Origin of the sequence: Bradyrhizobium sp. 2TAF36 (genome assembly GCF_052114925.1) — a bacterium.
In the GTDB taxonomy this organism is placed as follows: domain Bacteria; phylum Pseudomonadota; class Alphaproteobacteria; order Rhizobiales; family Xanthobacteraceae; genus Bradyrhizobium; species Bradyrhizobium barranii.
Map to the genome: position 1 here is coordinate 72,701 of NZ_JBFRFR010000027.1, position 18,124 is coordinate 90,824.

Below are 18,124 nucleotides of genomic sequence, written 5' to 3' on the forward strand. Positions count from 1 at the left end.
GGCGAGACTGGGGTAGGGGCTGGAAATGAGATTCACGGTCAAGGCAAAGCTTGCCATCGCGTTCGGTGTGGTCCTGTTGCTGTCGATGGCGGCGGGCGGCCTCGCTTATGTGAAACTGAGCGAGATGATCGACACCGCCGACAGTCTGGTGTCGCGTGCCAACCGGATGGACCGTGCGGCGGAGATCGAGAAGGGTATCCTGCTTCAGGTTCGCGCCGAGAAGAACCTCATTCTCGCGCCTGAAGGCGAGGCGGATCGTTTTATCGCCGAAATCGCCAAGCAGCGCGAGACGCTCTCGAAGTTGAAGGAAGAGATCCAGGCCGCGGCTTCCCCCGAAGGCAAGAAACTCATGGAGAATTTCGGCGTCGCGTATGCGCGGATGAACGCCGTTCAGGACGACGCCCTCAAGACCGCCCGGACCGACAAGGCGAAAGCCGCCGAGCGCTCCATGACCGAGGTCCGCAAGGCGGTCGCCGAGGCCATGGAAGCCGCCAACGTCTACGTCACCAACGTCAAGAAGAACATGGCCGCTCAGGCGGCCCAGGCTCACGAGGACGGCAACCGGGCCCAGCTCCTACTGATCTCGGCCGTGCTGGCTTCGCTTGTCATCGGCCTGATCGCCGCGATCTGGATTTCCTTGAGCATCTCCCGCGGTCTCGGCCGCGCCGTCGGGCTCGCCGGCGCGGTTGCCGATGGCGATCTCAGCCAGTCGATCAAGGTCACAAGCAACGACGAGATCGGCGATCTCGTTACCTCGCTGAACTCCATGGTCGAGAAGCTCAAGCAGATCGTCGCCGAAGCACTCACCGCGGCGCAGAACGTCTCGGCCGGCAGCCAGGAGCTTTCGGCCAGTGCCGAGCAGCTGTCGCAGGGCGCGACCGAACAGGCCTCGTCGGCCGAGGAAGCCTCGTCCTCGATGGAGGAGATGGCCTCGAACGTAAAGCAGAATGCCGACAACGCCAACCAGACCGAGAAGATCGCCGCGCAGTCGGCCAAGGACGCGGAAGCCAGCGGCGTCGCCGTGGGGCGTGCCGTCAATGCGATGCAAACCATCGCCGAGAAGATCACGATCGTGCAGGAGATCGCGCGCCAGACCGACCTGCTTGCCCTCAACGCCGCGGTCGAGGCCGCGCGCGCCGGTGAGCATGGCAAGGGCTTTGCGGTGGTCGCGTCCGAAGTGCGCAAGCTCGCCGAACGCAGCCAGGCGGCAGCGGCGGACATCGGCACGCTGTCGACGGAAACCGTGAAGGTCGCGCGGGAAGCCGGCGACATGCTGTCCAAGCTCGTGCCCGACATCAAGAAGACCGCCGAGCTGGTCCAGGAGATCACGGCGGCCTGCCGCGAGCAGGACGTTGGCTCGGCCCAGATCAACCAGGCGATCCAGCAGCTCGACAAGGTCGGCCAGCAGAACGCCAGCGCCTCCGAGCAGGTGTCCTCTACCTCCGAGGAGCTCGCCTCGCAGGCCGAGCAGCTTCAGTCCACCATCTCGTTCTTCCGCATCGAGCATGCCGGCCGCGGCGAGGCTGCCGCGCCCGCGCCGATCGACCGCGCCGTCACCCAGCTCCGCGCCAAGGCCGCGCACATGGCGGCAGCGGACCGCGGCGTCAAGAAGCCCGCGCCCGCCCGCAAGCCGGCGCGCGCGATGAAGGTCGCCAATGGCGGCGGCTTCGCCTTCGACATGCATGACGGCGAAGACGACCGCGACGCCGAATTCCAGCGCTGACCGCAACTTGAAAACAATCTGACCCTGGACCGTACCATGGCCGCAACCTCGCAATATCTGACGCTCGGGCTCGCCGGCGAGACGTTCGGCATCAGCATCCGCAATGTCCGGGAAATTCTCGACATGCGGCCGATCTCACGGCTGCCGCATGCGCCGAATTTCCTGCTCGGCATGATCGACGTGCGCGGCAGCGGCTATCCCATCGTCGACCTCCGCACCAAGCTCGGCCTGCCGGCCGTGGAAGCGACTGAAGCGACCCGCATCATCATCCTCGACGTGCCGATGAAGGATCGCCTGGTCGGCGTCGGCTTTGTGGCCGATTGCGTGTTCGAGGTCACCGATATCGACGAGCAGGCGATCGAGCCCATCCCCGAGGTCGGCGGCAAATGGCAGTCCGACTATGCCGCCGGGATCGGCCGCAAGGGCGAGAAATTCGTCGTCATCTTCGATCTCGCCAAGCTGATGGCGAACGACGAGATCCCGGAAGGGCGCGATACCTCTCGCGCCGCCTGAATTTGCAAGCGTGAAGCGTGGTCAAGCGTAAGCACCCCAATTCGAACCAACGAGACTGACATGAGATTCACCGTCAAAGCCAAGCTTGCCAGCGCCTTCGGCGTCGTCATCCTGCTGTCCATGATCGCCGGTGCGGTCGGCTATATGAAGCTGGCGGACATGGTCAGCACCACCGAGCTTCTGGTCAGCCGTGCGGGCCGGATGGAAAAGGCCGCGGAGCTGAAGGAAGGCATCCTGTTCCTTGTGCGCGCGGAGAAGAACGCGATTCTCGCAGCGTCCGATGCAGAGCACGAGCAGTTCCAGGCCGACCTCATCAAGAACCGCGATGCGATCACCAAGTCGAAGGACGAGATCTACGCGGCTGCCAGCGAAAGCGGCAAGAAGCTGATGGAGGTCTTCAACGTCGCTTTCGCCAAGCTCAACGCCTATCAGGACGAGACGGTCCGGCTCGCGAAGACCGACAAGCCAAAGGCCCTGGACCGCTCCATGCATGATGGCCGCAAGGTCGTTGCGGACGCGATCGAAGCGGCCGATGTCTACATCAAGAATGTCAAGAAGAACATGGCTGAGCAGGCCGAGCAGTCAAAGCAGGACGGTGCGCGCGCCGAGATGCTGCTGATGAGCCTGGTCATTGCCTCGCTCCTGATCGCCGCGGTCGCGGCGACCTGGATTGCGCTGAACATCAGCCGTGCGCTGGCGCAGGCGGTGGGCCTCGCTGATGCGGTGGCGATCGGCGATCTCAGCCACAAGATCGAGTCCTCCAGCAATGACGAGATCGGAGATCTCATCAAGTCGCTGAACGCGATGACGGTCAACCTCAACGCGACGGCGGCGCTCGCCAACCAGATCGCGCAGGGCGATCTCATGGTCGAGGCCAAACCGCTGTCGGACAAGGATACGCTCGGCCTCGCGCTCGAGCGCATGGTGGAGAAGCTTCGCCAGATCGTGTCGGAAGCCCTGACCGCGGCGCAGAACGTCTCCGCCGGCAGCCAGGAGCTCTCGGCCAGTGCCGAGCAGCTCTCGCAGGGCGCGACCGAGCAGGCCTCGTCCGCCGAGGAAGCCTCCTCCTCGATGGAAGAGATGGCCTCGAACGTGAAGCAGAACGCCGACAACGCCAACCAGACCGAGAAGATCGCCGCGCAGTCCGCCAAGGATGCCGAGGCCAGCGGCGCCGCGGTCGGCCGCGCCGTCAACGCGATGCAGACCATCGCAGAGAAGATCACGATCGTGCAGGAGATCGCGCGCCAGACCGACCTGCTCGCGCTCAACGCCGCGGTCGAGGCCGCGCGCGCCGGCGAGCACGGCAAGGGCTTTGCCGTGGTTGCGTCCGAAGTGCGCAAGCTCGCCGAACGCAGCCAGGCGGCCGCCGCCGAGATCGGCACGCTCTCGACTGAAACCGTCAAGGTCGCGCAGGAAGCCGGCAATATGCTCTCCAAGCTCGTCCCTGATATCAAGAGGACGGCAGAGCTCGTCGAGGAAATCACCGCCGCCTGCCGCGAGCAGGACGTCGGCTCGGCCCAGATCAACCAGGCGATCCAGCAGCTCGACAAGGTCGGCCAGCAGAACGCCAGCGCGTCCGAACAGGTCTCCTCGACCTCGGAGGAGCTCGCCTCGCAGGCCGAGCAGCTTCAGTCGACGATCGCCTATTTCCGCATCGAGCAGGGACGCAGCCAGGCCGCTGCGCCGATCGACCGGGCGGTTACCCAGCTCCGCGCCAAGGCGGCGACAATGGCGGCCGTCGAGCGGCCGGCCAAGAAGCCGCAGGCGAGGCCGGCGCGCGCGGTGAAGGCGGCCGGTGGCGGCGGCTTCGCCTTCGACATGAACGACGGCGAGGACGATCGGGACGCCGATTTCCAGCGCTGAGAGCGGTCAAGAGGTCGGCCCATCCTTCACCGGTGGGCCGATCCGCCGTCAGTGATCGTGTAAACGCGTGGGATTCAAGATGGCCCGTTCGGCCCAATATTCAGTGCAGGCGGCCATCGCGGATCGGGGCATTCAGCCATGATGCCCGCCGTGCAGGATACGGTCGTCCATCTGTCCGACCGCCACTTCCGGACCATAGCCGAACTGATCGAGGGCCAGGTCGGCATCAAGCTGCCGCAGGGCAAGCGGCTGATGCTGGAGGGGCGGCTGCACAAGCGCGTGCGCGCGCTGAACTTCTCCGACCTCAACGAGTATGTCGACAACCTGTTCGAGGCCGATCATTTCGACACCGAGCTGACCCATCTCATCGATGTGGTGACGACCAACAAGACCGACTTCTTCCGGGAGCCCCAGCACTTCACCTTCATGAGGGACGTCGCGATCCCGGCCCTGCTCAAGTCGCACGGGCGGAAGAACGCGAACCTGAAGATCTGGAGCTCGGCGAGCTCCACCGGCATGGAAGCCTACACCACCGCCATGGTGCTGGACGACATGACGCGGAACGGCTCGCGGTTTCAGTACCGCATCCTCGGGACCGACATCTCGACCGCGGTGCTGCGACTTGCCAAGTCCGCGATCTACACCCGCGACGTGCTCGCCCCGGTGCCGGAGCCCTTCGTGAAGCGTTATTTCCTGTCGTCGCGGGACAAGTTGCGCGGCGAAGTGCGGGTGGTGCCGGAATTGCGGCGCATGACGCATTTCATGAGGATGAACCTCATGGATAAGTCCTACCCCGTCGACCGGGACGTCGACATCATCTTCTGCCGCAACGTCCTGATCTATTTCGAGCGCGAGACCCAGCGCAAGGTGATCGAGCAATTGTGCAGCCATTTGCGGCCCGGCGGCTATCTTCTGGTCGGTCATTCGGAATCGATGATTCACAGTGCAGTGCCGGGTCTGAAGCAAGTTCAGCCAACCATTTTCAAGGTCTAGCCGGAGCGCAACCAGAATGCCGAGGGAGAAAGTTCGCGTACTGATCGTGGACGATTCGGCGTCGGTGCGCCAAATCCTGCAAACGATCCTCAACGACGATCCTGACATCGAGGTGATGGGGGCGGCCTCCGATCCGTTCGCGGCGGCGCGCCGCCTCCAGAACGAAATCCCCGATGTCATGATCCTCGACCTGGAAATGCCGCGCATGGACGGCATGACCTTCCTGCGCAAGATCATGGCGCAGCGCCCGATCCCGGTGATCATCTGCTCCTCGCTCACCGAGGAAGGCTCCAACGTGATGTTCGAGGCGTTCGAGGCGGGCGCGGTCGACATCGTGCCGAAGCCGAAGATCGACACCCGGCAGGCGCTGCTCGAATGCTCGACGCGGCTGCGCGAGGCCGTGAAATCGGCAGCGCGCGCGCGGGTGCGTCCGCGGGCGGAGCGCCGTATGATCGAGAGGAAGCTGACCGCCGACGCCATCATCCCGCCGCCGGTGCAGGGCAAGGTCCGGCCGACGACTGAGCGCATCGTATGCATCGGCGCATCGACCGGCGGCACCGAAGCGCTCAACGACGTCCTCGAGATGCTGCCGCCGCACTGTCCTCCCATCGTCATCGTCCAGCACATGCCGGCAGGGTTCACCGCGGCCTTCGCCAGGCGTCTCGACAGCGTCTGCCAGGTCCGCGTCAAGGAAGCCGAGGACGGCGAGCCGGTGCTGCCGGGATGCGCCTATATCGCGCCGGGCGCCCGTCACATGCTGCTCCAGCGCATCGGCCTGCGTTACCAGATCGCGATCAAGGACGGCCCGCCGGTGTCGCGGCATCGCCCCTCGGTCGACGTGCTGTTTCGCTCCGCGGCCCAGCATGCCGGCGCCAATGCGCTCGGCGTGATCATGACGGGCATGGGCGACGACGGCGCGCGCGGCATGCTGGAGATGCGCAAGCTCGGCGCCTCGACCCGCGCGCAGGACGAGGAGAGCTGCGTGGTGTTCGGCATGCCCAAGGAAGCCATCGCGCATGGCGGTGTCGAGAAGGTCGTCTCGCTGCATCATATCCCGCGCGAGATCATGCTCTGGTATCAGGCCGGACACGTTGCGGTGGCAGGTTGATTGCGATGTCCGCCATTCCAGCCAACACGCTCACCGAGGCGATCGTCGCGATCGAGGATGTCTCGTCGCGGATCGAGGACGTCTTCGCGCGCGTCGGTCACGAGCTCGGTCGCGGCCACCTCATCTTCAAGGAACTGAACCAGGGCCTCGCGACGCTCTCGGAGGAACTCTCCGGCGCCGAGATCGAGGGCGCGGCCACCGCGCTACAGGAGATCGCCGCGCGGCTCAGCGAGCTGGCAGAGGCGCTGCCGTCCGAGAGCGCGCTGCTTGCGACCATCGGCACCAGCACGGCGGAGGCGTCCGCGCTGCTCAAGCCGCTGTTCAAGCATATCCAGATGATCACCATCATCGCGCGCAGCGCGCGGATCGAGGCGGCCTCGCTGGATGGCGATCGCGAGGGCTTTCTCGCCTTCACGCAGGAAGCCTACGATCTCGGCAAGGCGGTACAAGGTTCGATCGAGAGCTGCGCGCGGGACCAGCAGCGCCTGTCGGAGGCCGTTGCTACTGCCGCCGGTCGGCAGAAGGAGTTCGAGAGCCGTTATCGGAATCAATTGGTGTCGGAGAGCGCCGAGCTCGGCGCAGCCTATTCCGGATTGCGCGGCCAGCGCCGCGACAGCAGCCAGCTCGCCGACCTCGCGAGCACCAGCACCAGGAAGATCGCCGAGGCGGTTGGCGGCGCGATCATTTCCTTGCAGGCCGGCGACAGCACGCGCCAGCGCCTCGAACATGTCTGTCATGGCCTCGGCCAAGTGTCGGAAGCTGTGCCGGGCCTCGTTCCCGAACGGGGTGCGAGCGAGGACGGCGCGCGCGCGATCTGCCAGTTGCAGGCGGCCCTGCTCAGGGACGCCCAGCGCGAATTCGGCGGCGATATCGGCCAGATCGTTCGCGCGCTCACCGCCATCCTGCACGATGCGGGCAGTGTCGTCGGCCATGGCCGCACGCTGTTCGGCGGCGCGGATGGCGGCTCGTCATCGTTCCTGGCGCGCATCAAGCAGGCACTGGCACATGCCTCGACCCTGATCGCCACCTGCGAGAGCGCCGGCCGCTCGGTCGACGAGGCGCTCGCCATCGTCGAGGACACGCTGGCAAAGTTTCGCCAGGCGATCGCCGGGCTCGCCGAGGCCACCGTCGACATCACCCTGATCGGAATGAATGCCGGCCTCAAGGCAAGCCATCTGGGCAGCCGCGGCAGCGCTTTCGTCGTGATCGCCAACGAGCTCAAGGCGACCGCCGACCAGGTCTCTGTGGGCGCGGGGCGCTTGCGGCCCGTGCTCGACGGCATCGAGCGCTCTGCGAACGAGCTGAAGGAGCTCCGCGTCCGGGGCGATCCCACGCAGCTCGCCAAGTTCGAGCCGCAGATCCTCCAGGCGCTGCGCGAGGTCGAGGTCGGCAACGAACGGCTCGGCAAGCTGATGAGCCGGCTCGTCGATGAAGGCGCGGAATTCGAGGGCCTGATGAATTCGGCGCAAGGTCTGATGAGCTCGCTAGGCGAGAGCTCCGCAGCCTTGCCTGCGGTTGCTGCGCGGCTCGAGACCGCGAGCGCCGGCGCGCGGCGGCCGCAGCCGGAGGCGCAGGATCAGGCGATGCTCGATGATCTCTTCGCGCGCTACACGATGGAGCGCGAGCGGGACGTTCACCGGGAATTCCTGCAAACGCTTGGCCTTGCGTCGATCGCCGCCACGCGCCGCGTCGAAGCGGTCGAGACCGCGGATGACGGCATAGAGTTGTTCTGACGTTCGCCGCCGGCGTCGCGCGTCGGCGGCAATTCGACGGATTGGGTTTTCCGAGCATTAACCTTGCCCGAAGGGCTGGCCGTTAGGTCATTGTCGCGCCCCAGAGTTGGTCGCAAATACAGGGCGATCTTCACCTCGGAAAATTCCCCATGCTGAGAGACGGTAAATACGCTGCCTGGTTCAGGACCCCACGAGGTCAGGGCACCGGCATCGTGGATCTGGCCGAGGGCCGGATCTCGGGCCGCGACAGCTTCTTTACTTATGGTGGTTCCTACCGGGTCGATGAGCAGCACTTCTCGGCCGTCCTGACCGTGAACCGGCATGCTGACGGCCCGCTGAGCGTGTTTGGGCCCGATGAGGTCGAGGTCAAACTCTCGGGTGTGTGCAACGGCCTGGTGGCGAGCTGTTCGGGAACGGCCAAGGAAGCACCCGACGTGAAGTTCGAGGCGACGCTGATCTACAGCCAGGAAGATGCGCCGGCAACCGACGCCAAATGCGCGGTCGTGAAGCTCAACGCCGACAAGCTGCCCAAGGGCCTCGACAACCGTTCCCGGCCGCGTCATCCGTTCACGCCGCCCAAGGCGCCTGTGTCGTAGGGTGCGGGCTTTTAGCTTTGCATTGACGCTGTTGTCGCGAAATCACGGCGCGACTGGACTGCGGCAACACTAGTTTTAGAGGTGAAATCTAGGTTGGGGCCCATAACAAAAGGCGGACAGGGACATGCCTCAGATCTGGATGACATATGACGAACTCGCGACCCTCAGCGGCTGCAGCGCTGCCGAGGCCAGGATGCAGGCGCTGCATCTTTCGCTCGATCGCCGCAAGAGCCGCGACGGGAACACCCGCGTGAAGCTGAACCTCGCCTTGATGGCCCGGTTCTTCGAGACCGTTCGCGAAGCCGAATTCGACCTCGATGACGCGATCAGGGCGCTGCGCGATGCCCATCGGCAGATGTCCGGGGTTCTCTCGACCAGTCAGCCGAGCTTGCGGCGCGGAGTGGCGTAAGTTCTCGCGGCGCCGGTGGCCGCCTCAGGACGGCGGCCTCGGCAGGAATGCCAGGATGGTCTGGGCCAGAAGGACGCCGACGGTGCCGCCGGCGGCCTTTTGCAGTACATCGATGAATCGTGGATCACGATCCGGCGTCACGGCCTGCAAGACCTCTAACCCGACTGCGACGGCGACCACGAACGCGCAAGCCAGCTTGACGCCGGTAGCAGGAAGGACAGCAGGAAGCCCAACAGGCCGTAGGCGCTGAAGCGCTCAATCACGACGACCCAGTAGGCCTCCGCGTGGCCCATGAGTGCCGGCCGGCCCGCGAGCTTGGCCAGCGTCGCATAGACGATGAGCACGAGACAGATAACCGCGGCTGCGATGAGATGGTTGCGGCGCATTGCGCCAACATAGCCGGTCGACCGGCTGGCCGCTTTCGAAAGCCAAGAACATCGTTAAGGTTCACAAACCCTCGAGGGCATGAACCAAGGTTCACGGGCGAGCCGCGGAGCTGTGGCTACGGCCCAATCCGCATGCATTCACTTGACGTCAAACGTGGCGGTGCAGTCGCGATCTCACGCGGACGGCGCTGAGTTGGCGAGGGCAGGCATTCATCTGCCAGTTCTTCCGCCTGGTGACCCAAAGCCGGACTGCCAAGAACAGGATGTTGATGCCGAACCAGATCGACATCACGATAAGGAAAGAGCTTGCCATGACGGCTCCGCCTCCCGCTTTCTTTCGAAAGCAATGCGGAGCGCCGCCGAGAGTTCCGCCGTCAGGGGAACGGGCAGGCGATCGCACCTGCCCAAATTCTCGTCATCGACAAACCTGGCCTCCGGTCAAGCACAAAGCAACGCGCCTGACCGCATGACCAAGCCGTTCGCAGGGACCGACGTTCAGCGCCGATTGTAGGACCAGCCCTTGTCGACATTGGTCGGGTAGTGGGCTGCGAAGTACGGATTCTTGAGGCAGTTGCGCGCAGGATCGAAAATCCAGTCGGCGCATTCCCGGTAATTCAGGAATCGGCAATCGAAACCGAAGGCGCACCACGGCGCGCCGTTTGGAAATCCGAACCCCACGGGGACTTGCGCCGACGCTACTGAGGGCAAAGCCAGGAGCAGAGCTACGGCGAGCGCGCGGGACAACATGGTGCATTCCTCCAACAATCTATCAAACTGAGACCGAAGCCGGTCCGGCGACCGTTTTGCGCCGAAAAGGGACGATGTTCAATCTTCATCGTTGGATAGTCTAACATCCGGGTGCGGAGAGATCGAGAGTGCTGAAGCGATCGGCCCATGTCGACTGGCGGCTGCCATTCATCGATCGATGAGGCGGACACACCCGTCCATGACGTGTCGCGCGCGGCCGACGCTAGCCCTTCTTGGCGCCCTTGGATTTGAGCGACAGGCCGAGGCGCAAGGCCATACGCTTGATCGCATCGGGCGAGCGCCCGAGAAGTTTTGCTGCCTCTTCCAGCGAAGTCGAAGACTTGGCCAATTCCATCAGCCGGCGGTCTTCCTTGAACGACCAGGGCCTGCGCGCCATAACCGAAATCATCCTCTCGTCGAGACAAAGACAAAGCCGCCAAGCGGACCCACGTTCGCTCGACGGCTTTGCTTGGGTGGGGCCGGGCCTGGGGGAGCCCGGTGAGAAGATGGATATGCGATCCACTAAGGTTCGCAACAAACAACGCGGATTAAGCTAACTGCTCAACCTTACCGCGATGAAATCGGCGCGTTGCGCTCCGTATAACCACGGAGTTTCGCTAACCAAGATCGATCTGCACGCTGTGATGGTGGGGATCGAGGATGTTCTGCCACCACGTCCGGTTGTCGCAGAACCGGCGCACGGTCTTCGCAAGTCCGCACTCGAAATCCTCGCGGGGGGCGCCTGCCGATATCCGAGACCCGACTTCGCGTCTCGACGCTGCGGCAAGACTCAGCAGCTCCGCCAATCCGCGCGGACTGTTCTGATCAGCATGGAAGAAGTGCCGATCCCCGAGCCGTCGCCGAGCAGCCGTCGAAACAGCGACTGGTCCTGCCGCGTGGTGGTGGTGAGGATTCTCCTGACGTCGGCGAACGTCAGGATGGATCGCAGGCACGGGATCATCGGCTTGCCGAAGACAGGCAGGAGCTGCTCGGACGCCATGCTGGCGATGGAGGCGAGCAGGGAACTTGTTCCCTGCGCGCTCAATGTCCTCCAAGCTCAGGCGGCAATCTCCCCTTGATAATGGATGGCACGGCGTTGCGGCGTCAGCACTTGTGCGCGATTAGGAATTAGATGYTTCGGGATCACGACATTGTTTGCTTCGAAATCACGACGTCGATTCGAGCGATCAACTTGAATTGAATCGGCGCCGGTTGGTCGCAACGGCTTCGAACGAGAAAAAATCCAATCGCGATGCATGCGGCAGCGGTTTGACGAGCAGTATTATGCTTCTCTCGGTTGAGTCGTCACGAGATCGTCGAATTCGTTCGGCTATGGTGCGCGCGCACGAACAAATCAAAATCAACAAAATCAAGAAGACCGAGATGCTTCAAAAGGCGCGAGCGGCACTTCCTCTCACCAAGCTCAGAGAGCGGGCGTTTGAAGGCGCGTTCTTCAGCGTTGCGCTGATCGCGATGGCGGGCTGGGTGTATTTCATCACGCTGTTGCTGGTGCGATTGTTCCTCTGGTTTTTCGGCTGACGCACGAGCCGATCACTTCGCATGCAGGGTGCTGCCCAAAAAATCCCTGGCATGACGAGAAAATCAGCGGCGGTGATCATGATCTCGACACAACTCGAGGATGAGACTGCCAGTATCACTGGAACGAATTACGAATGATGCTGCTCGCGATCCTGGTCTCGCTCCTCGCTGGCTTTGGCGCAGGCTATGCGACACGCGCGCTGCGGCCCCGCGAGCGCGCGGAGCGTCATCCGTTCCACCGTCCCTACAGTCCCACCGCGTTCCGGCAGAACAGTTCATTGGCGAGGGCGCGGCGTGCATTCTGAGGATTTACAACCGGCGTGCGGTTCTCGCGTTGCGGCTCGCATGGCGGTGGAGGGGAGTGAATCATGACGGGATTTCGGGGAGACGCCATGACGAGCCCGACGTACAACGCGCCACGGCGGTATTTCGTCGATGGGGGAGGTCGCCGCGTCCTGATCGGCCTGACGCCCGAGGAGACGTTCGAGTTCGAGCGGCTCGACAGCGAGCAGGCGCAGGTCGCGCCCGATGCCGGCGAGCGGCGCAGGCTCGAGCTCTATGAGAAGCACGAGGGGGCCTGGAGGGCCTGGATGGCGCAAAGCCGCACCGAACGGCGCGAAGGATTCAACCTTTATTAACCATCGCAGGCCCATTTTCTGGTCTGGCGCCTCGAACCGGAAAATGCACGCATGTTTCAGCTCTTCCTGCGGGCCCGCACCCATAACTTCCTGAAAGACCGTTTCGGCGGAGAGCAGGTGTTCCGCGCGCGCTCGCCCGAGCGCGACGCCGAAACCGATCGCACCCGCATCGAAGCCATCATGGTTGCGATCGATGACGCCCTGCATGCGGCGGAGCGCGAGCAGTCAGGTCTCAACCGCCGGGTCGAGGACGTGCTGGCGCGCGCCGCCGTGACGATCGGCAACGGCGACGACGAATACCTCGAGCGCGAGGCGCTCGACAATCACCACCAGGACCTGTTCGACAAGGAAATCCTGAACGGCCAGCGCCGGCTCAAGGAGCTCGGCGCCTCGATCGCCCATTTCAAGTTCCTGAAGGCGGCGATGCTGAGCCGTTTCCCGGACTACCGGCCTCCGGCGAGCCCCACCAACTGACGCCTGGTACGGCGCGCGAGCGAGACCGCTAGATCGCGAGCATGCTGTTGCCCTGAATGGACAGCAGCGTCAGGTTTCCGGTGGCGTAGGCCCCGGTATCGATGTTGGCCCGGTTCTCGAGCAGCTCGGCCTGCTTCACCGGCGTATGGCCGTGCACGACGTATTTGCCGAAGCGCCTATTGCTTTGCAGGAACTCGTCCCTGATCCACAACAGGTCCTGCTCGCGCTGCTCGGAGAGCGGAATTCCCGGACGCACCCCTGCATGGACGAAGAAGAAGTCGCCGCATGTGAAGGTCGGCCGCAACTGGCGCAGGAACGCGATGTGCTCCGGCGGCATCACGGATGTGAGCTCGCGAACCAGATCGGGCAACTCGTCCTTGCCAAGGCCGGGCGCGGCCGATACGCCGTACGACATCAGGGTCTGGAGCCCGCCGAACTGAAACCATTCGGCGGCGCGGGCGGGATCTTCCAGCACCGAGGTGAAATAGGCCTCGTGATTGCCCTTGAGAAAGACGGTGTTGCGGCGGCGGCTGCGGTTGATCAGGAGATCGAGGGTATGACGCGAGTCCGGTCCGCGATCGATGTAGTCGCCGAGGAAGACCTCGATCGCGCGATACGGCCGGCTGTTCGCCATGTCCGCATCGATCACGGCGAACATCTGCTCGAGCAGATGGGCGCAGCCGTGGATATCGCTGATCGCATAGATGCGCACGCCGTTCGGTAGCTTCGGCCGGGGCGAATTTCGGGGCGCAATCATGGACATGGGGTGCAACTCTTTCAAAGAGCTTCGCCCGGGATGTCAATATGCTATCGGCGAATTTGGGTGTCCGAGCAGGTTTTTTTCTACCCCTGCCGGCAAGCCTGCGCCTGCTCGATCATTCACCAGCGTTGCGAATCACCCGTCCCCAAGCTTGCGCGAGGCTGGCCGAGTTGCCGCTGTCGAACGATGGTGCGGCCTTGCCGCGATAGGCGGCCTCTCGCGCGCGGACCAGAACCGCGCCGCAGAAATAGCCAAGCTGGAGCACCGACGCGAAAACGAGGATCGTCACAACGATGTGAGCTGAATCATGTCCCCGCCAGGCGGAGCCCGCACCGAGGATCGTGGCGCCGAGAACGATGGCGGGCGGCAGGATGAAGATTCGGAATCGGCCTCCCAGCAACGATCCGATCAGCAGACTGAAAATGGCAACCGTACTCACGACGCAACTCCTCGAATTGGTCACGAGTGTTAATGGCCGCGGCCTAATAACGGCTTAAGCGGCATGGTTGAACAGCCGTTCAAATGCGCGCGACAATGCTGTGCGAAAATGACGCGATTTGGTGTGAAACACGGCGTGATGCCTGCTTAATTGTCACGCGTGTGACAGTAGTTTGAGCATTGTTTTGCTGCGACGCTGCATTGCATGAAAATCGATTTGATTTTTTCGGTGCACTGCCGCAATGTCGCTTTGTTTAGTTAAGATATACTTCGGCGCACATCGAAAAAATTAGATCGATTTGCTCGCAATTCTGATTGCGAGTGGTGACGAGGCAGCGAGGTTCGGATGGCTGTAGCAACTTACGGTTCGGAAAACTATTATTCGGTTATCTCGAACCGACGCGGTGCCCTCCAAAGACCCCTGCAAGTGGCTTTGATCGCCGGAGACTTCGTCGCCGTACTGCTCAGCTATTTCGTGGCGAGCGGCCTGTATCGCGTGCTCGTGATCGAGCAGGACTCATCCGTCGGAGCAGGCCTGGTCGTCGGCGCGGTGTTCGTGACCATCGCTTACTTCCAGGGCGTCTACGATCACCATCGTCTGCTGAACACGGTCTGGCAGCTGCGCAAGGCCCTGGCGGTCTGGCTGATCTCGCTCACTATTCTCGCCGTCGAGGCGTTCCTGCTCAAATCGTCCGCGGACCTGTCGCGCGGAACCACGCTGCTGTTCGCCGCGACCGGCGGCGTCGCCTTGGGYGGTCTGCGCGTGCTGTGGCGCCTGGCGCTGACCTCGAGCTACGCCAAGGGCCGTCTGGTGGACCGCAAGGTCGTGCTGCTCAGCCTCAAGCCTCTCGATTTCACCTCGACCCGGTTCAAGGATCTGCGCAAGCACGGCTTCAACGTCGTGCGACATTTCGTGCTCGATCCGTCTGAAGAGGGCGCGGGCTGGGATCACGAGATTCGCGACATCACCCGTCAAGCGCGCACGGCGGATGTGGAAGAATATCTCCTGGTCATCGACTGGGACGAGATGCCGCTTCTCCAGAAGCTGAGCCAGCATCTGCGCGTTGTCCCCCAGCCGATCCGTCTTCTGCCGGATTTCCCGATCGCCGATCTGGTCTCGCGTCCGTTCCAGCCCGTCAGCGGCACGGTCGCGATCGAGATCCAGCGCGCGCCGCTCAGCGTGTTCGAGCAGGCGCAGAAGCGCTGCCTCGACATCGGCCTTGCCTCGTTCGCGCTTCTGCTGCTGGCGCCGCTGCTGATCACGGCTGCGATCATGATCAAGCTCGATTCCAAGGGCAAAGTGATCTTCAAGCAGGCCCGGCGCGGCTTCAACGGCAAGCAATTCGATATCTGGAAGTTCCGCTCGATGACGGTGGCGGAGAACGGTCATGTGGTCACGCAGGCGACGAAGAGCGACGCGCGGGTGACCCGTGTCGGCCGTGCGCTGCGGCGGACCAGCATCGACGAACTGCCGCAGCTMTGGAACGTTCTGCGCGGCGAGATGTCGCTGGTCGGGCCGCGCCCGCATGCGCTCGCGCACGACAATTACTACGATCCGATCATCAGCAACTACGTGTACCGGCATCACATGAAGCCGGGCCTGACCGGTTGGGCCCAGGTCAACGGCTTCCGCGGCGAGACGCCGACCATCGATCTGATGGAAAAGCGGGTCGAATACGACATCTGGTACGTCAGCAATTGGAGCATCTGGCTCGACTTCAGGATCATCCTGAAGACCGCGCTGGCGCTGATTCATCAGGAAGCCTACTGAGCCAGGCCGACGTCGGGCGCGCGTTGCCGCGCCCGACCCGCACGCCGCCCGTGCAGAGGGGAAACGGCCTGCATTTTGCAGCATGTGATTCGTTGCTGCCCCTTTGACGATTTGCCCCCCCCAAAAAACGCCGAGCCTTGCAGATTGAGCCATCGCCTCGCCAAGTTCGTCGCCTTGCCGTTGCTCGTCACCTGGGCGATCGCTGCCGCCTGTTCTCATGCGAACGCGTTGGAGTGGGGGGTCGGCGGACCGCCGCAAAAGCGCAGGGATCTCGCGCCGATCTTTCAGCTCATGAGGGAGCGCGGGCTCACGCAATACAGGACCGGTCTCAATCTGACGCAAGATGCCGAGCCGGGCGAAGCCGCGATGTTCCGGCAAACCATTGCGCTTGCCAGAAAATACTCGATCACGCTTCACCCTTTGGTCAACTTCCCTTTCCGCTACGGTGACCGCACCGACAAGGGGCGGTACCCCAAAGGAGACCGGGACGCGCTCTACAGGCAGGGCTACGACCGCACCTACGCGTTCGTCCGGCAATTCAAGGACGATGTGTCCGACTGGGAGCTTGAGAACGAGATCAACCTGTTCGCGGTCGATTCCGACGGGAAGAAGCTGTTCGGGCGCGGCATGACCGCGGCAGACTTCGAAATGCCGGTGATGGAAGACTGGGCCCAGGTGTTGCACGGCGCGTCCGATGCCATCGACCAGATCAACCGCGAGACCGGAAGTCGTCTGCGCAAGGTGCTGAACACGACGTCGACGATGCTGGGCTTCCTCGACTTCATGGAGTCCCGGGGCGTGAAATACGACGTGATCTCCTACCACTATTACGAGGTGGCGGGGCAGAATCCGCATCGGCACTGGAATGGACGCAATCCGCCCTTCGACCTCTTCAAGAAGCTGGCGTCCTATCACCGCCCGGTGACGTTCAACGAGGTCAATTGCGCCGAGATCTACAAGCCGGCCTATGGAAATCGGCCTGGCGATCCCCTGACGGAGCAATGCCTCCGGTCACTGCGGGACACCTTCCAATATCTGAAGAACCAGAAAGACGTCGAGATCGAGAGCGTGATGGTCTACGAGCTGTTCGACGAGCCGCAGAAGAAGCCGCCGGAGAACAGGTTTGGGTTGATGTACGAGATCGACAGGCCCAAGGTTGCGCTCTTCCTTCTTTCGGAATTTGCCGGCGGCCGCCTGTCGGCTGAAGAATCGACTGAGTTGAGAACCAGGGGACTGTAGCTTTCGGTCTCCGTGCGAAGAAAAGAACCTGCAATGCCTTTACCTGGATCTGAGCGCGTCAACACCGAGAAGTCGGGCAGCATCTTGGGATTCAACGGGCTGCGCGGTCTCTCGGTCGTCCTGGTCTATCTCAATCACAAGTGCGGACTGCAGTTCTACTCGGGCAGCGTCGGCGTCTGGATATTCTTCATCCTGAGCGGCTTCCTGATCATCGGCGAGCTCAACAGGCAGCGAGGCAAGGTCGGGACGGCCGCATCCCGGCCCGCGGCGGAAATCGTCACCTTCTGGGTCAAGCGGGCGACGCGCATCTTTCCCGCATATTATGCGCTTCTCGCCATCCTGTTCCTGACCCGGTCCTATTTTCAGCACGCGGGGCCCGATCTCGGCTTCCGCTATCACGTCGTGTACCTGTCCAACTACTGGATCGGCAGCGTCATCGGCGGGACCGCTGGTCCCTTCGGCGTGCTCTGGACGCTCTCGGTCGAGCAGCAGTTCTACGTGATCGCGCCCTTCCTGTTCATCCTGCTTCCTCTGGAGCGCCATTTCGTCACCTGCATGAGCGTCGTCGTTCTCGGTGTGATCAGCCATTTCCTGATGTATTCGTCGGGCTTCAATCACACGGCCATCCATACCCTGTCGCCGTGGAATTTCAGCCTCATCGCGTTTGGCGGCGCGCTGACGATCTTGCATCTCCAGAGACGGGAATGGGCTCCGAACGGCAACGGCACGTTCGTCTGCCTTCTCATCGTCGGGTTCATGCTGTGCTCGAACGGCGTGATTTACGACGCCCCTTCGTATCTTTCCCCCGCGATCGACATTGCGATCGGGCTGTGCCTGGTCGCGCTGATCTGGTGGGTTCGCGCCAACCAGGACAGTATCTTTGTTCAAGCGCTGGAGTGGAAGCCGCTCGAGCATCTCGGGAAGATCAGCTACGGCTTCTATCTCGTTCACAACTTCATCCCGAACCCGCTCGGCAAGGCGCTCACGCTCTATGGCGGGATGTCGGTGCCCGACAGCGTGAAGATTACCGCGGGCGCAGCCATCGGCTTCGTCATCTCGTACGCTGTCGCGCATGTGTCCTGGAAGTACTTCGAATCGCCGATCCTGCGCAGCCGTCGCGGCCTGACCAAATTCTTCCTGCAATACCTGCCCGAAAATCCCTCGCAGGGCGTGCCGCGAACCGAGCTGAAATAG

At 63.0% G+C, this 18,124-nt stretch carries 20 protein-coding genes and 1 pseudogene; 15 read left to right on the top strand and 6 right to left on the bottom strand.

Annotated features, from left to right (window positions below):
- Window positions 1-25 precede the first annotated feature (25 nt).
- From AB4Z51_RS17110 to AB4Z51_RS17145, 8 genes are all read left to right on the top strand, one after another.
- The gene (locus AB4Z51_RS17110; RefSeq protein ID WP_071916275.1) at window positions 26-1,723 is read left to right on the top strand and encodes a methyl-accepting chemotaxis protein; all 1,698 of its coding nucleotides are present in this window, start codon (window positions 26-28) and stop codon (window positions 1,721-1,723) included.
- A 36-nt stretch (window positions 1,724-1,759) separates the two neighbouring features.
- Window positions 1,760-2,236 carry a chemotaxis protein CheW gene (locus AB4Z51_RS17115; protein ID WP_063985241.1) on the top strand — a complete coding sequence of 159 codons (477 nt, stop codon included), beginning with the start codon at window positions 1,760-1,762 and terminating at the stop codon, window positions 2,234-2,236.
- A 60-nt stretch (window positions 2,237-2,296) separates the two neighbouring features.
- Window positions 2,297-4,099 (top strand): methyl-accepting chemotaxis protein, encoded by a 1,803-nt coding sequence (locus tag AB4Z51_RS17120; RefSeq protein WP_071916274.1) that lies wholly within the window; start codon window positions 2,297-2,299, stop codon window positions 4,097-4,099.
- Between the two features lie 138 nt (window positions 4,100-4,237).
- Window positions 4,238-5,092: a CheR family methyltransferase gene (locus AB4Z51_RS17125; protein ID WP_071916273.1), complete on the top strand. Its 855-nt coding sequence runs from the start codon at window positions 4,238-4,240 to the stop codon at window positions 5,090-5,092.
- Between the two features lie 16 nt (window positions 5,093-5,108).
- Window positions 5,109-6,200 (top strand): protein-glutamate methylesterase/protein-glutamine glutaminase, encoded by a 1,092-nt coding sequence (locus tag AB4Z51_RS17130; RefSeq protein ID WP_063985238.1) that lies wholly within the window; start codon window positions 5,109-5,111, stop codon window positions 6,198-6,200.
- A gap of 5 nt (window positions 6,201-6,205) precedes the next feature.
- Window positions 6,206-7,933: a chemotaxis protein gene (locus AB4Z51_RS17135; RefSeq protein ID WP_354079009.1), complete on the top strand. Its 1,728-nt coding sequence runs from the start codon at window positions 6,206-6,208 to the stop codon at window positions 7,931-7,933.
- A gap of 149 nt (window positions 7,934-8,082) precedes the next feature.
- Entirely contained in the window at window positions 8,083-8,529 is a 447-nt protein-coding gene (locus AB4Z51_RS17140; RefSeq protein ID WP_085402149.1) for a hypothetical protein, read from the top strand.
- A 124-nt stretch (window positions 8,530-8,653) separates the two neighbouring features.
- On the top strand, window positions 8,654-8,938 hold the full coding sequence (locus tag AB4Z51_RS17145; RefSeq protein WP_085402148.1) for a hypothetical protein: 285 nt from the start codon (window positions 8,654-8,656) through the stop codon (window positions 8,936-8,938).
- 24 nt (window positions 8,939-8,962) lie between these two features.
- Here the strand turns inward: AB4Z51_RS17145 and AB4Z51_RS17150 are convergent.
- The 4 genes and pseudogenes from AB4Z51_RS17150 to AB4Z51_RS17165 form a co-directional block, all read right to left on the bottom strand.
- Window positions 8,963-9,324: pseudogene (locus tag AB4Z51_RS17150) on the bottom strand (VanZ family protein).
- Window positions 9,325-9,819: 495 nt separating this feature from the next.
- Entirely contained in the window at window positions 9,820-10,071 is a 252-nt protein-coding gene (locus AB4Z51_RS17155) for a hypothetical protein (protein ID WP_014497530.1), read from the bottom strand.
- A 223-nt stretch (window positions 10,072-10,294) separates the two neighbouring features.
- Window positions 10,295-10,468 carry a hypothetical protein gene (locus AB4Z51_RS17160; protein WP_166103634.1) on the bottom strand — a complete coding sequence of 58 codons (174 nt, stop codon included), beginning with the start codon at window positions 10,466-10,468 and terminating at the stop codon, window positions 10,295-10,297.
- 393 nt (window positions 10,469-10,861) lie between these two features.
- Entirely contained in the window at window positions 10,862-11,116 is a 255-nt protein-coding gene (locus AB4Z51_RS17165) for a hypothetical protein (protein ID WP_085402146.1), read from the bottom strand.
- Between the two features lie 110 nt (window positions 11,117-11,226).
- Here AB4Z51_RS17165 and AB4Z51_RS17170 point away from each other — a divergent pair, with 110 nt between their 5' ends.
- The 4 genes from AB4Z51_RS17170 to AB4Z51_RS17185 all read left to right on the top strand — a co-directional run bounded on the left by AB4Z51_RS17170 (window position 11,227) and on the right by AB4Z51_RS17185 (window position 12,722).
- Complete coding sequence (locus AB4Z51_RS17170) at window positions 11,227-11,610, top strand: hypothetical protein (protein WP_354079005.1); 384 nt, start codon at window positions 11,227-11,229, stop codon at window positions 11,608-11,610.
- Between the two features lie 134 nt (window positions 11,611-11,744).
- Window positions 11,745-11,915, top strand: a complete 171-nt coding sequence (locus tag AB4Z51_RS17175; protein WP_162136531.1) for a hypothetical protein — start codon at window positions 11,745-11,747, stop codon at window positions 11,913-11,915.
- An 87-nt stretch (window positions 11,916-12,002) separates the two neighbouring features.
- On the top strand, window positions 12,003-12,248 hold the full coding sequence (locus tag AB4Z51_RS17180; protein WP_039146277.1) for a hypothetical protein: 246 nt from the start codon (window positions 12,003-12,005) through the stop codon (window positions 12,246-12,248).
- 51 nt (window positions 12,249-12,299) lie between these two features.
- Window positions 12,300-12,722, top strand: a complete 423-nt coding sequence (locus AB4Z51_RS17185) for a hypothetical protein (RefSeq protein ID WP_028150369.1) — start codon at window positions 12,300-12,302, stop codon at window positions 12,720-12,722.
- 28 nt (window positions 12,723-12,750) lie between these two features.
- Here the strand turns inward: AB4Z51_RS17185 and AB4Z51_RS17190 are convergent, their stop codons facing one another.
- Window positions 12,751-13,485 carry a metallophosphoesterase family protein gene (locus AB4Z51_RS17190; RefSeq protein WP_028154250.1) on the bottom strand — a complete coding sequence of 245 codons (735 nt, stop codon included), beginning with the start codon at window positions 13,483-13,485 and terminating at the stop codon, window positions 12,751-12,753.
- A 112-nt stretch (window positions 13,486-13,597) separates the two neighbouring features.
- On the bottom strand, window positions 13,598-13,921 hold the full coding sequence (locus AB4Z51_RS17195; protein WP_085402145.1) for a hypothetical protein: 324 nt from the start codon (window positions 13,919-13,921) through the stop codon (window positions 13,598-13,600).
- 345 nt (window positions 13,922-14,266) lie between these two features.
- Between AB4Z51_RS17195 and AB4Z51_RS17200 the strand changes: the two genes are divergently transcribed.
- The 3 genes from AB4Z51_RS17200 (at window position 14,267) to AB4Z51_RS17210 (ending at window position 18,124) form a co-directional block, all read left to right on the top strand.
- Complete coding sequence (locus tag AB4Z51_RS17200; protein ID WP_085402144.1) at window positions 14,267-15,691, top strand: undecaprenyl-phosphate glucose phosphotransferase; 1,425 nt, start codon at window positions 14,267-14,269, stop codon at window positions 15,689-15,691.
- Window positions 15,692-15,835: 144 nt separating this feature from the next.
- Window positions 15,836-16,930 (top strand): hypothetical protein, encoded by a 1,095-nt coding sequence (locus tag AB4Z51_RS17205; RefSeq protein WP_085402143.1) that lies wholly within the window; start codon window positions 15,836-15,838, stop codon window positions 16,928-16,930.
- Window positions 16,931-16,963: 33 nt separating this feature from the next.
- A complete protein-coding gene (locus AB4Z51_RS17210; RefSeq protein WP_085402142.1) occupies window positions 16,964-18,124 on the top strand; it encodes an acyltransferase family protein in 1,161 nt (386 codons plus the stop codon).